The organism is Pseudomonas sp. MF6747 (assembly GCF_963890955.1).
Lineage (GTDB): Bacteria > Pseudomonadota > Gammaproteobacteria > Pseudomonadales > Pseudomonadaceae > Aquipseudomonas.
Window position 1 is genome coordinate 253,061 of record NZ_CAWPSZ010000003.1, and the last position, 13,194, is coordinate 266,254.

At 60.9% G+C, this 13,194-nt stretch carries 8 protein-coding genes and 1 riboswitch; of the genes, 5 read left to right on the forward strand and 3 right to left on the reverse strand.

Annotation, left to right across the window (positions count from 1 at the left end; all coding sequences use genetic code 11):
• Positions 1 to 50: 50 nt before the first annotated feature.
• The 3 genes from AACW30_RS04920 to AACW30_RS04930 all read right to left on the reverse strand — a co-directional run bounded on the left by AACW30_RS04920 (position 51) and on the right by AACW30_RS04930 (position 2,890).
• Positions 51 to 635: a TMEM165/GDT1 family protein gene (locus AACW30_RS04920; RefSeq protein WP_016974259.1), complete on the reverse strand. Its 585-nt coding sequence runs from the start codon at positions 633 to 635 to the stop codon at positions 51 to 53.
• A gap of 88 nt (positions 636 to 723) precedes the next feature.
• Positions 724 to 845, reverse strand: a riboswitch (yybP-ykoY riboswitch).
• Positions 846 to 895: 50 nt separating this feature from the next.
• Positions 896 to 1,894, reverse strand: a complete 999-nt coding sequence (locus AACW30_RS04925) for a class I SAM-dependent methyltransferase (protein WP_200624383.1) — start codon at positions 1,892 to 1,894, stop codon at positions 896 to 898.
• A gap of 30 nt (positions 1,895 to 1,924) precedes the next feature.
• Entirely contained in the window at positions 1,925 to 2,890 is a 966-nt protein-coding gene (locus tag AACW30_RS04930) for a 2-hydroxyacid dehydrogenase (protein ID WP_124416452.1), read from the reverse strand.
• 84 nt (positions 2,891 to 2,974) lie between these two features.
• Here AACW30_RS04930 and AACW30_RS04935 point away from each other — a divergent pair, with 84 nt between their 5' ends.
• The 5 genes from AACW30_RS04935 to AACW30_RS04955 all read left to right on the forward strand — a co-directional run bounded on the left by AACW30_RS04935 (position 2,975) and on the right by AACW30_RS04955 (position 13,153).
• Positions 2,975 to 3,607 carry a LysE family translocator gene (locus tag AACW30_RS04935; RefSeq protein ID WP_106578706.1) on the forward strand — a complete coding sequence of 211 codons (633 nt, stop codon included), beginning with the start codon at positions 2,975 to 2,977 and terminating at the stop codon, positions 3,605 to 3,607.
• A 1,247-nt stretch (positions 3,608 to 4,854) separates the two neighbouring features.
• A complete protein-coding gene (locus tag AACW30_RS04940; protein WP_119735342.1) occupies positions 4,855 to 6,537 on the forward strand; it encodes a fatty acid--CoA ligase in 1,683 nt (560 codons plus the stop codon).
• Positions 6,538 to 6,870: 333 nt separating this feature from the next.
• Complete coding sequence (locus AACW30_RS04945) at positions 6,871 to 8,730, forward strand: DUF1302 domain-containing protein (RefSeq protein ID WP_124416454.1); 1,860 nt, start codon at positions 6,871 to 6,873, stop codon at positions 8,728 to 8,730.
• Positions 8,731 to 8,773: 43 nt separating this feature from the next.
• Complete coding sequence (locus tag AACW30_RS04950; protein ID WP_106579575.1) at positions 8,774 to 10,138, forward strand: DUF1329 domain-containing protein; 1,365 nt, start codon at positions 8,774 to 8,776, stop codon at positions 10,136 to 10,138.
• A 285-nt stretch (positions 10,139 to 10,423) separates the two neighbouring features.
• Positions 10,424 to 13,153: a LuxR C-terminal-related transcriptional regulator gene (locus AACW30_RS04955; protein WP_119735344.1), complete on the forward strand. Its 2,730-nt coding sequence runs from the start codon at positions 10,424 to 10,426 to the stop codon at positions 13,151 to 13,153.
• Positions 13,154 to 13,194: the final 41 nt, after the last annotated feature.

Genomic DNA, 13,194 nt, shown 5'->3' on the forward strand with positions numbered 1-13,194 from the left:
TGATGCCATCGCAGGCAAGCCAGCTCCCACATTGGATGGGGTTTACAGGTCTAGATCCAGCCGCTGCTTTGCATGGCCTTGTACACCGCCACCACTGCCAGAACGAAAAACGCCGTAGCCGCCAGTCGACGAATCAGGGTCAGCGGCAGTTTCTCCGCGGCGAAATTCCCCGCCAGAACCACCGGCACGTTGGCAATCAGCATGCCCAGGGTGGTGCCGATAATCACCAGCCACAGCTCAGGGTATTGCGCCGCCAGCATCACCGTGGCGATCTGCGTCTTGTCACCGATTTCGGCGAGGAAGAACGCAATCAGCGTGGTCAGAAACGGGCCGAACTTGCGCGTGGTACTGGCTTCGTCATCGTCGAGTTTGTCCGGCACCAGGGTCCACAGTGCCGTAGCGCAGAAGCTCGCCGCGAGGATCCAGTGCAACACCGCATCCGAGAAGAAACTGCCGAACCAGGCGCCCACGGCACCGGCAGCCGCATGGTTGGCCAGGGTCGCGGCGACGATGCCGGCGATGATCGGCCAGGGCTTGCGGAAGCGAGCAGCAAGGATGAGCGCGAGCAGTTGCGTCTTGTCGCCGATTTCGGCCAAGGCAACGATTGCGGTAGGAACGAGTAATGAATCCAGCATCAGGTAAGTTTCCAGGGGCGGGTCGACACGGCTATGACACGTACAGCCTTCCCGCCCCGGGTAAGGTGTGCGTGTCATAGGTCTTGTCAAACCCCGGTCCGTCTGTGCGGACTCCTGGGTCGCATACGCCATGGTCTGCTGACCAAGTATGTTGACGTATGCCGGACGAGCGTGGCGCTCGTGGGAGACTACTCCCCTAGGACGGAGCGGATTCTGCCTAGGCAAAATCCATTCGGCAAGCCTTCTTTTTCAAAAAGCCATCAGCCGCGTTTGGCACGATAAATGCGAAAACCGTTGCCTTCGGCCTTGATTGCACACACGCCCAAGTGCTCTTCGATCAGCGGTTGGTATTTGAGGAAGCTGTTGGCCACCAAGCGTAGTTCGCCGCCTTTTGCCAGGTGTTTCGCCGCTTTTCGCAGCAAGTTTTCCGTGGCGAAATAATCGGTGTGCACGCCGACATGGAACGGCGGGTTGCTCAAAATCGCGTTCAAACCCATCGGCGCAGCGTCGATGCCGTCACCGGTCAATACCTCGGCTTCCAGGCCATTGGCCGCCAAGGTCAGGCGGCTGCTGGCGGCGGCGAACGCATCCACGTCAAGCATCGTCACCGTGTTGTGCGGGTAGCGACGCTTGACCGCAGCGCCTAGCACGCCGGCGCCGCAGCCAAAGTCGAGCAAGTGCCCGTTGGGCAACTTGTCCAGGTGTGCAAGCAACAGCTCGGTGCCGCGATCCAGGCGACCGTGGCTGAACACGCCCGGCAGGCTCACCACCTTGAGCGGCCCTTCGGCCAGCGGCACTTCAAACACCTGCGCCAGGCTTTGCAGTTCGACCGCTTGCGGGGCATTGGCCACGGTGACCTGCCACAGCTGGCAGTGCCGCGCGTTGTCGAGCTTGCGGGGCTTGCCGAACGGAATCATCTGCTTGGCGGCGCTTTCGATACCGCCTTTTTTCTCGCCGACCAGAAACAGCTCGGCGCCGGGCAGGCGTGCGGCCACGGCGTTGAGCAGGTAATCGGTGAGGTCCTTGGATTTGGGCAGGAAAATCACCGCCGCATCAAACCCGCGTTCGGGCACGTTCACGCCGAAATGGCTGCGTTCGGGGAAGCGTGCGTCGAGCGCCGCCTGGTCGCCGGCATGCCAGCTCCAGCCGTGGGCATTGGGCAGGCGGCCGAGCAAATCGTCGGCGGGCAAACCTACCAGCAGCAGGTTGCCTTGAAAAAGTTCGGCCTGACGAAGCAGTACTTCACTGCGCGGATCCATGGTCTGCTCCTTGAAAAGGGGCGCAGTTTATCAACTGACGACGCGCAGCGGGGTGCCGTTGAAAAAGCCGCGGGCGTTTTCCGCCAGTTGGCCAACGATGCGCTGCCGCGCTTCGCGACTGCCCCAGGCGTTGTGGGGTGTCACGATCAGGCGAGGAATGTCGCCGGCCAGCAGCGGGTTGCCGTTTACCGGTGGCTCCACGCTCAGCACATCGGTGGCCGCACCGCCCAGATGGCCGCTGCGCAACGCGTCCGCCAGGGCTTGTTCGTTGATCAAACCACCGCGCGCGGTGTTGACGATAAACGCGCCGGGCTTGAGCAGCGCCAATTCGCGAGCGCCGATAAAGTCGCGGGTGTGTTCATTGAGCGGGCAGTGCAGGGTCAGCGCGTCGACTTGCGCGAGCAGTTCATCCAGTGGCACGCGGTCAGCGCGGGCAGGGCGGCCCGGAATCGCGCCGAGCACCACGCGCATGCCGAAGGCTTCGGCCAGGCGCGCGACGGCGCTACCCAGTTCGCCGTGGCCGAGCAGGCCGAGGGTTTTGCCCTCTAGCTCGACAATCGGGTAATCCAGCAGGCAGAACTGTTTGGCTTGTTGCCATTTGCCCGCGCTGACGTCGCGTTGGTAGTCGTTCAGGCGCGTCGCCAGATTCAGCAACAGCATGATTGTGTGCTGCGCCACCGACGGCGTGCCGTAGCCCTGGCAGTTGCTCACCGTAATGCCATGGGCGCGGGCCGCGGCGAGGTCGACGTTGTTGGTGCCGGTGGCCGATACCAGGATCAGCTTGAGTTCGGGGCAGGCTTGCAGCGTTTCGGTATTCAGCGCGATCTTGTTGCTGATGACCACTTGAGCGCCTTGCAGGCGTTCGACCACATTCTGCGGCGTGGTGTGCGCGTAAAGCTGCAGGTCGCTGAAGCTGTTGCGCAATTCGCTGAGGTCCAGGTCCCCCAGGTCCAGGGACGGGTGATCAAGGAAGACGGCGCGGCGATTGTTCGTCATCAACTGTACCTTTTGCGACAGGGTTCGAAGGCGTAATCTGCCGAGCCTATCAGATGAAATAATCAGTTACTTAATGGAGTGAGCATGTACGCCGCCGAGTTTTTGACCGTAGCCTTGATTCACTTGTTGGCGGTGGCCAGCCCCGGCCCGGATTTCGCCGTGGTGGTGCGCGAGAGTGTGACCCATGGCCGTCGCGCCGGCACCTGGACCGCTTTGGGTGTGGGCTCGGCGATTTTCCTGCACGTGGGCTATTCGCTGCTGGGGATTGGTTTGATCGTGTCGCAGTCCATCGTGCTGTTTAACGCACTGAAGTGGGCGGCGGCGGCGTACTTGTTGTACATCGGTTTCAAAGCGTTGCGTGCGCAGCCGGCCAAGCCGGTTGCCGAGGGCGAGTTGCGGCCTGAAGTGGGTGAGCGCACTCCGCGTGCGGCGTTTACAGCGGGGTTTGTGACCAATGGTTTGAACCCCAAGGCCACGCTGTTTTTTCTGTCGCTGTTTACTGTGGTGATCAACCCGCACACGCCGCTGGCGATCCAGGCTGGGTACGGTGTGTACCTGGCGGTGGCGACGGCGTTGTGGTTTTGCCTGGTGGCTATGTTGTTCAGTCAGCAGCGGGTACGCGCGGGATTTGCGCGGATGGGGCATTGGTTTGATCGGACCATGGGGGCGGTTTTGATTGCGATTGGTGTGAAGCTTGCGTTTACGAGTATGAAGTGAGGGGTGGGCTTTGGTTTGTGCTGTGGGAGTGAGTGCATATCCGTTGCTGCGGTAACGGCCACGTATGGTTCCGCTCTTACAGCGGGTCACTTTTGGCAAACGCCCCAAAAGTAACCAAAAGGTCTTTGCCCCACCACTCGGCACCTCGCTTAGGCTCGGTGTGCCCTCACTCCGGCTTGAATCCGTGGGCCGCCGCGACGGGCCATCCATGGCCCAACGCGGCTAACCCGGCGTCCTGCCGGGTTACCCACGGATTCAAGCCTGCGTTCGGCCAGCGTGGTTGACGGGGCCTGTCAGATCAAGAGCAAGATCAAAAGCAGAGCACGGCGGCCTAGTAGCCGACCTGAGTGGTTGAAGCAAAAGCAGGGCAGAAGCACAGCAACACACTTCTATCTGATGCACAGAGTTCTAAATGTGGGAGCGGGCTTGCTCGCGAAGGCGGTGGGTCAGTTAGCTCATGTGTAGCTGACCCACCGCCTTCGCGAGCAAGCCCGCTCCCACAAGTTGACCGAGTTCAGCCGCCGCCACCGCACTGCTTGGCTTTTCTGTGGGAGCTGGCTTGCCTGCGATGCAGACACCTCGGTGTATCAGGCACAACCAGTCGATGCCATCGCAGGCAAGCCAGCTCCCACATTTGATTGAGTTCATCTTCAAGAATCAGGTCGGCTGTCAGGCCGCCTCGCGTCCGCTTTTGATCTAACCACTCAGGTCGGCTACTAGGCCGCCGTGCTCTGCTTTTGATCTTGATCTTGATCTGCTTTTGACTTTGATCTTAGGCGCCCCGTTAAACCACGCTGGCCGAACGCAGGCTTGAATCCGTGGGTAACCCGGCAGGACGCCGGGTTAGCCGTGTTGGGCCATGGATGGCCCGTCACGGCGGCCCACGGATTCAAGCCTGCGTGAGGGCACACCGAAGCGTGAGCGAGGTGCCGAGTGGTGGGGCAAGAGCCCTTTGGTTACTTTGGGGCTTTTCCAAAGTGACCCGCCGTAAGGGCGGAACCCATACCCGCCGTCACCCAAATAACGGATATGGTCCCAGCCCTGCAACCACCGCAAGTCCCAGCCCTACCACCTCATCGCAAACAATCCCGGCCCTCACGCTGAACTCACACACCACCTAAATGGTGGCGCAAAGCTAGCATTCATCGGCCTCTGCAAATCATTCCTTTGGCTGATTTAGCTGACACATAAGCTCTCTAAAGTGCAGGTCTTCAAGCCAACACCGTGCAGTCAGATAAGGGATTCGTATGTTGCAGACCCGTGTTATCCCACCCGCCGAAGGCGCTTACCAATACCCACTGTTGATCAAACGCCTGCTGATGTCCGGGACCCGCTACGAAAAAACCCGGGAAATCATCTACCGCGACAAACTGCGTTACACCTACCCCACCCTCATCGAGCGCGTTGCGCGCCTGGCCAATGTGCTGACCGAGGCCGGGGTCAAGGCCGGTGACACCGTCGCCGTGATGGACTGGGACAGCCACCGTTACCTCGAATGCATGTTCGCCATCCCGATGATCGGCGCGGTAATCCACACCATCAACGTGCGCCTGTCGCCCGAACAGATTCTCTACACCATGAACCACGCCGAAGACCGCTTCGTGCTGGTCAACAGCGAGTTCGTGGGGCTTTACCAGGCCATCGCCGGCCACCTGACCACGGTCGACAAAACGCTGCTGCTCACCGATGGCGACGAAAAAACCGCCGAGCTGCCCAACCTGGTCGGCGAGTACGAAACCCTGCTGGCGGCCGCCAGCCCCACGTACGACTTTCAGGACTTCGACGAAAACTCCGTCGCCACCACCTTCTACACCACCGGCACCACCGGCAACCCCAAAGGCGTGTACTTCACCCACCGCCAACTGGTGCTGCACACCATGGGCGTTGCGACGATCATGGGCAGCGTCGACAGCGTGCGCCTGCTGGGCACCAACGACGTGTACATGCCGATCACGCCGATGTTCCACGTGCACGCCTGGGGCCTGCCGTACGTGGCAACCATGCTCGGTTTGAAGCAGGTCTATCCGGGCCGCTACGACCCGGAATACCTGGTGGAGTTGTGGCGCAAGGAAAAGGTCACTTTCTCCCACTGCGTGCCGACCATCCTGCAAATGGTGCTCAACGCCAAGGCGGCGCAAGGCGTGGATTTTGGCGGCTGGAAAATCGTCATCGGCGGCAGCGCGCTCAATCGCACGCTGTATGAAGCCGCCAAGGCGCGCGGTATTCAACTGACTGCCGCGTACGGCATGTCCGAGACCGGGCCGTTGGTGTCGTGTGCCCACCTCAACGAAGAACTGATGGCCGGCACCGAGGACGAGCGCACCACCTACCGCATCAAGGCCGGCGTGCCCGGGCCGTTGGTGGAAGCGGCAATTGTCGACAGCGAAGGCAACTTCCTGCCCGCTGACGGCGAGTCCCAGGGTGAGCTGGTGCTGCGCGCACCGTGGCTGACCGAAGGCTATTACAACGAGCCGCAAAAGGGTGCCGAGCTGTGGGAGGGCGGCTGGATGCACACCGGCGACGTGGCCACGCTGGACGCATTTGGCGTGATCGACATTCGCGACCGCATCAAGGATGTGATCAAGACCGGCGGCGAGTGGATCTCCTCCCTGGCCCTCGAAGACCTGGTCAGCCGTCACCCGGCGGTACGCGAAGTAGCGGTGGTGGGCATCGCCGACCCGCAGTGGGGCGAGCGCCCGTTTGCGTTGCTGGTGGTGCATGATGGCCAAGTGATAGGTGCTCGCGAGCTCAAGGAACACCTCAAGCCTTTTGTCGAACTGGGCCATTTGAGCAAGTGGGCGATTCCAAGTCAGATTGCCGTTGTTACTGAAATTCCCAAGACCAGTGTCGGCAAGCTCGACAAAAAACGTATCCGTATCGACATCATTGAATGGCAGGCCAATAACAGCACGTTCCTGTCCACCCTCTGATGCCTCCCGCCGCACCCGATCGGGCGCGGCAATGCTCTATCTCAAGCCTTCACTTGTGATTTGCCAATTTTCAGCCATCCTTGCCGCGCCGGCCTTCGTCGGCGTGGCGAAAGGACTGTGGCAGACGGGTTGGTGATGCAAATCACACTTTAGAGGGATCAAGCGGTACCCCCTGCTGGCTATAGTCCATCTCAGAGTTTTTCAAGGATGTTGCGCTTCGGGCCATGGGGGCTCGGTTGCCGTTCGGCATTGGAATCGTTGTATTCCGGCCGGTACATGCATCCAGAAGAAAGAACTCACTGCCATAACAATAATGCACATGGAGTAGCGTCGATGACCTCAGTAAACCAGTTCTGGCGCCGGGCAAGACTGCCCCTGGCCGTCAGTCTCGCTTCTACGCTCGCCGGGCCCGCATTCGGCGTCAGTTTCAACATCGGTGAAATCGAAGGTAGTTTTGACTCCTCCCTGTCGGTGGGGGCGAGCTGGTCGACTGCGGGTCGCAATAAAGACCTGATTGGTGTCAACAACGGCGGCAAGGGGCTTTCGCAAACCTCCGATGACGGCCACTTGAACTTCAACAAGGGTGATTCCTTCTCGAAGATCTTCAAGGGTATCCATGACCTTGAATTGAAATACGGCGACACCGGCATTTTTGTGCGTGGCAAATACTGGTATGACTTCGCGCTGCAAAACGAAGACCTGGACTTCAAGAACGTCAGCAACAACAACCGCAAAGAGGGCGCCAAGTCCTCTGGCGGGCAGATCCTCGATGCGTTCATTTATCACAACTACACCGTTGCCGATGAGCCAGGCAGCGTGCGCTTCGGCAAGCAGGTAGTGAGCTGGGGCGAAAGTACGTTCATTGGTGGCGGTATCAACTCGATCAACCCGATCGACGTATCTGCATTCCGTCGTCCGGGCGCCGAGATCAAGGAAGGCTTGATTCCGGTCAACATGTTCTACGTGTCCCAGACCCTCACTGACAACCTCTCCGCAGAGGCGTTCTACCAGTTGGAGTGGGACCAGACCGTGGTGGATAACTGCGGCACGTTCTTCTCCCAGCCAGACGTGATTGCCGACGGTTGCAGTAATAACCTGCGGGTCTTGAACAAGCGTTCCACCATCCCTGGCGCGGCCTTGCCGACATTGAATGCTCTGGGTGTGGACGTTAACAATGAGGGCGTGCTGGTAAAACGTGGCGGTGACCGTGATGCACGGGACAGCGGCCAGTTCGGCGTGGCCATGCACTACAACTTCGAACCGCTGGACACCGAGTTCGGCGCGTATTTCATGAACTACCACAGCCGTGCGCCGATCTTCAGCGCGACAGGTGCGCCCAACTCGGCCTACACCCGTCCACTGGGACCGTTGGCGGCATTGCGTCCGCTGATCGTGGCGGGCAGTTCCCAGTACTTCGTCGAGTACCCGGAGGATATCCGCCTGTATGGCTTGAGCTTCTCCACCACGCTGCCTACCGGCACCGCCTGGAGTGGTGAATTGAGCTACCGGCCGAACGCGCCGGTGCAACTGAGCACCACCGATATTCTGTACGCGGGCGTTACGCCGATTCCGGGCTATGGCAATGCGTCGGTGCTCAAGGGCACGCCGGGCCAGGATCTGCACGGCTACAACCGCAAGGAAGTGACCCAGTTCCAGACCACCTTCACGCACTTCTTTGACCAGGTGATGGGCGCGACCCGCCTGACCACCGTGGGCGAAATCGGCGTGACCCATGTGGGCGGGTTGGAAAGCAAAAACACTGCGCGTTATGGCCGCGATCCGGTGTTCGGCCCTGGCACGCTGCCGGGTGGTTTCTGCAACGCGCTGAACAATTCGACCGCTCAGGGGGCGGGCCTGCCGAATGCATCCGGCCTGAACACCAACTGCAACAACGACGGCTACACCACCGCGACGTCCTGGGGTTATCGCGCCCGGGCGATCTGGGAATACCCGGATGTGTTTGCCGGTGTGAACCTCAAGCCCAACGTGGCCTGGTCCCATGACGTCAAAGGTTATTCGCCAGGCCCTGGCGGCAACTTTGAAGAAGGTCGCAAGGCCGTCAGCCTGGGCGTCGATGCCGAGTACCAGAACACCTACACCGTCGGCTTGAACTACACCAACTTCTTTGGTGGCCGGTTCACCACGGTGGATGATCGCGACTTTATCGCCTTGAGTGCCGGCGTGAACTTCTAAGACTTTCTTTTTCAGATGCATGCATTTCAGGAAGAGCCAGAACATGAAAATAACTAAAAGTCTGTTGCACGTGGGTGTGCTTGGGCTGTCGATCATGGCGGGTAGCGTCATGGCGGCAGTCTCGGCCGATGAAGCCGCGAAGCTGGGCACGACCCTGACCCCGATGGGCGCAGAGATGGCCGGTAACGCGGCCGGCACCATCCCCAAATGGTCGCCGCTGCCCACCAATGCCGGCGCCGTGGATGCCCGTGGTTTCCTCGCCAACCCGTATGCCAGCGAGCAGCCGCAGTTCACGATCACCGCGCAGAACGTCGAGCAATACAAAGACAAGCTGGCGCCGGGGCAGTACGCGATGTTCAAGCGTTACCCGGACACCTTCAAGATGCCGGTCTACCCGACCCATCGCGGCGCCACCGTGCCGGCTGATGTGTTCGCCGCCATCAAGAAGAACGCCACCAATACCAACCTCGTGTCTGGCGGCAACGGCCTGGAAAATTTCGAAACCGCGGTTCCGTTTCCGATCCCCAAAAGCGGCGTGGAAGTGATCTGGAACCACATCACCCGCTATCGCGGCGGCAGCGTGACGCGTCTGGTCACCCAGGCCACGCCGCAAACCAACGGCTCGTTCAGCCTGGTGTACTTTCGCGATCAGTTTGTGTTCCGCGACAAGATGAAGGACTACGACCCGAAAAACCCGGGCAACGTGCTGTTCTACTTCAAGCAGCAAGTGACCGCGCCGGCACGTCTGGCCGGTGGTGTGCTGTTGGTGCACGAAACCCTCGACCAGGTGAAGGAGCCGCGTTCGGCGTGGGTCTATAACGCCGGCCAACGCCGTGTTCGCCGGGCGCCGCAAGTGTCCTATGACGGGCCGGGCACTGCCGCCGATGGCCTGCGTACCTCCGACAACCTCGACATGTACAACGGCGCACCGGACCGCTACGACTGGAAACTGGAAGGCAAGAAAGAAATCTACATCGCCTCCAACAGCTACAAGATCGACGATCCGAAGCTCAAGTATGTCGACATCATCAAGGCCGGCCACATCAACCAGGACCTGGCACGTTATGAGCTGCGTCGCGTCTGGCACGTGGTCGCAACCTTGAAGGAAGGCCAGCGCCACATCTACGCCAAGCGTGACTTCTTCATCGACGAAGACACCTGGCAAGCCGCTGTGATCGACCACTACGATGGCCGTGGCCAATTGTGGCGCGTGGCTGAAGCTCACGCTGAGAACTACTACGACAAACAAGTGCCGTGGTATGCCCTCGAAACCCTCTACGACCTGCAGTCCGGCCGTTACCTGGCCCTGGGCATGAAGAACGAAGAGAAGCAGGCGTATGACTTCGGCTTTACCGCCACCACCAGCGACTTCACCCCGGCGGCCCTGCGCCAGGATGGCGTGCGTTAAGCAACACTCACTCGACAATGTGGGAGCTGGCTTGTGTAAAGCTGGCTTGTGTGGGAGTCGGGCTTGCCCGCGATGCAGGCGCCTCGGTGTATCAGTTACACCAAGTTGATGCTATCGCAGGCAAGCCAGCTCCCACACAAGCCAGCCTCGCGCACGGCAGCTCCCACATTTTTTGTCGTAGTTCTTTTTCAGGTAAATGTTGCAAAGATCTACAACCCTGCCGCTTTTACCGCTAGTCTGCGGACATCTGCAATGCCGACAACAGCCTTCTACAAGAGCCCGGCGATGACTGATCTGTCCCGAATCCAAGGGCCTGCAAGCGCAGTAATTCCGACCCTGGAAGCGCGCTTCTACAGGCCACCTCTGCCTGATGGCTATGTGCTACGCCCGCGCCTGTGCGAACGGCTGAGTGCTGGCCTGGAGGGGCGATTGCTACTGGTCAGCGCTCCGGCGGGGTTCGGCAAGAGTTCGCTGGCGGTAGAGTTCTGCCAGAGTTTGCCGGCGCATTGGCAAAGCCTGTGGCTGGGCCTGAGCCCACGCGATAACGACCCGGGCCGTTTCCTCGAGCGCCTGCTCGACGGTTTGCAGCAGTACTTCCCGCAACTCGGCGCCCAATCCCTGGGCCTGCTGAAAATGCGCCAGCGTCACCAACCCTTTGCCTTTGAAGAATGGCTCGACGGCCTGCTCGATGAGCTGACGTTGCACTTGTCCACGCGTGCGCCCTTGTTGCTGGTACTGGATGACTACCATCTGGCTCAGGGCCCGGTGCTGGATCGTTGCCTGCAGTTTTTCCTCAATCATTTACCCGATGGGCTGGTGGTCATGGTCACCAGTCGCCAACGTCCCGACTGGCACCTGGCGCGCCTGCGGCTGTCCCGGCACCTGCTGGAGCTGCACGAACAGGACCTGCGCCTGACCCACGACGAATCGCTGGCCGTGCTGGATCGGCACAGCAGTTCGTTGCGCGGCGAGGCGCTGGACAATTTGATCCGGCGCAGTGAAGGGTGGGTCGCCGGCCTGCGTTTCTGGCTATTGGCAATCGCCGAAGCGGGCAATGAAAGCGCGTTGCCGCACAGCTTGCACGGTGGCGAAGGGCTGATTCGTGATTACCTGCTCGAAGAGGTCATCGACTGCCTGCCGGTTGAAGTGCAGGCGTTCCTGTACGACACGGCGCCTCAGGATCGTTTCTGCAGCGAGCTGTGCGACGCCGTGCGCGAGGCCCACGACAGCGCGGAAATCCTGCGCTATTTGCAGGCCCATCAGGTGTTTCTGGTGCCGCTGGACGAACAGGGCCACTGGTACCGTTACCACCATTTGTTTTCCGATTTGCTGCGCACGCGCCGCGTGAGCAATGCCACCTTGCCGATTGCCAGCCTGCACTTGCGGGCCTGTCGTTGGTTCAACGCCCAGGGTTTTATCGACGAAGCCGTAGAGCAGGCATTGCGCGCCGGCCACCTCGATGTGGCGGCAAACCTGGTGCAGAACCTGTCAGAGGAGCAACTGCTGGCCGAGCAGAATGTGGGCATGCTGCTGCGCTGGAAGATGGACTTGCCCGACAGCCTGCTGATCAGCACGCCGCGCTTGATCGTGCTCTACAGTTGGGCGCTGGGGTTGGCGTGCCAGTTGGATGCGGCAGAAGAATTGTCAGGCTACCTCAGTCGCTTCCTGCCGGCGCCGTCGGCCACTGCGCAAAAGTCGATGCTGGCCCAATGGCTGGCGCTGAGCGGGATCATCGCCCGCGGGCGAGGTGATCGTGAATTGACCCAGCGTTATTGCAGCGAGGCGTTGGAAAGCCTGCCGCACAAACGCTATGGCCAGCGCCTGATGTGCCTGTCGACCCTGTCCAACCTGGCCATTGTCGATGCCGACCTGTGGCGCGCGCGTGGCCTGAATCGCGAATCTCTGGAGCTGGCGCAGCGCGTCGGCAACCCGCTGTTCGAGGCCCTGGCCCATTACGACCGCGCGCGCGTGTTGCAGGCGCGCGGCGAAATTCTGCGTTCTCTGGACGAAGTGCGCCAGGGGCTGCAACGCCTGCAGGGCCTTGCGCCTCAACGGCTGTACGCCGTACGCGCGCGGCTATCGCTGTACGAAGGTTATCTGCTGCTGGTGCGTTATCAGTCTGACGCTGGCCTTGCTCGCTTGCGTGCTGGCCTGAGCGAAGCGCGCGCGTGCCGCGATATCAGCGTGCTCATCGGGCATTGTGTGATCGCCAATTTCGAAGGGCGGCGCGGTGATTTCGCCAAGGCCTTCGCCGAACTTGCCGAAGCCGAGCGCTTGATGCATATCTGGGACGTGCCGCCGATCTATTACCTGGCGATGATCACCCTGATCAAATGCGAATTATGGCTGGCCCAAGGCCGCACCGACCTCGCCGACGCCTGGCTGACCCGCCTGGGGCAGACCTATAACGGTGAGCACGCCGCCGCCGCACCGGAGTTTCATCCGCACCTGGCGCAACACATCGGGCTGCAGCAGGCCGCACTCGACGCGATCCGCCATCAACCGGCTGCGGCCCTGCAGCGCCTCGAAGAGCTGGCGCAGCAGGCGCATAACAGCGGGCGCCAGATGATTGCCCTGATGGCCCTGACACAGCAGGCGCATGTATTGCTGGAGTGCGGCCAGGAGGCCAAGGCGCGACCGATCGTGGCCCAGGCGCTCGAGGCGGGCGTTGGTGGCGCGCTGCAACCGTTCCAGCGGCTGCTGGAACGTTATCCTGACTGGATGCGCGAGCAACTCGGCAAGACCCCGCATGCGCTGTTGAACCAAAGCCTGTTGGCGCTGCTGCCGGTGGTTGCCGCCGCCGAGGCCCTGCCCACGCACGAAACCCTCAGCACCCGCGAGCTGGCAGTGCTGCAACTGATCGCCCAAGGCTGCTCAAACCAGGAGATCAGCAACCAGTTGTTTATCTCCCTGCACACGGTCAAAACCCACGCCAGCCATATCAACAGCAAGCTGGGCGTGGAGCGCCGAACCCAGGCGGTAGCGCGGGCGCAGGAGATGGGGTTGTTGGGGTAGGGGGCAACGCATTTGTGCCAAAATCGCTGACTTACAAATGA

Bases quoted from the DNA above. Each gene is read 5' to 3' on its own strand.
- AACW30_RS04920 (WP_016974259.1), bottom strand. From the start codon at position 635: ATGCTGGATTCATTACTCGTTCCTACCGCAATCGTTGCCTTGGCCGAA.
- AACW30_RS04925 (WP_200624383.1), bottom strand. From the start codon at position 1,894: ATGGATCCGCGCAGTGAAGTACTGCTTCGTCAGGCCGAACTTTTTCAA.
- AACW30_RS04930 (WP_124416452.1), bottom strand. From the start codon at position 2,890: ATGACGAACAATCGCCGCGCCGTCTTCCTTGATCACCCGTCCCTGGAC.
- AACW30_RS04935 (WP_106578706.1), top strand. From the start codon at position 2,975: ATGTACGCCGCCGAGTTTTTGACCGTAGCCTTGATTCACTTGTTGGCG.
- AACW30_RS04940 (WP_119735342.1), top strand. From the start codon at position 4,855: ATGTTGCAGACCCGTGTTATCCCACCCGCCGAAGGCGCTTACCAATAC.
- AACW30_RS04945 (WP_124416454.1), top strand. From the start codon at position 6,871: ATGACCTCAGTAAACCAGTTCTGGCGCCGGGCAAGACTGCCCCTGGCC.
- AACW30_RS04950 (WP_106579575.1), top strand. From the start codon at position 8,774: ATGAAAATAACTAAAAGTCTGTTGCACGTGGGTGTGCTTGGGCTGTCG.
- AACW30_RS04955 (WP_119735344.1), top strand. From the start codon at position 10,424: ATGACTGATCTGTCCCGAATCCAAGGGCCTGCAAGCGCAGTAATTCCG.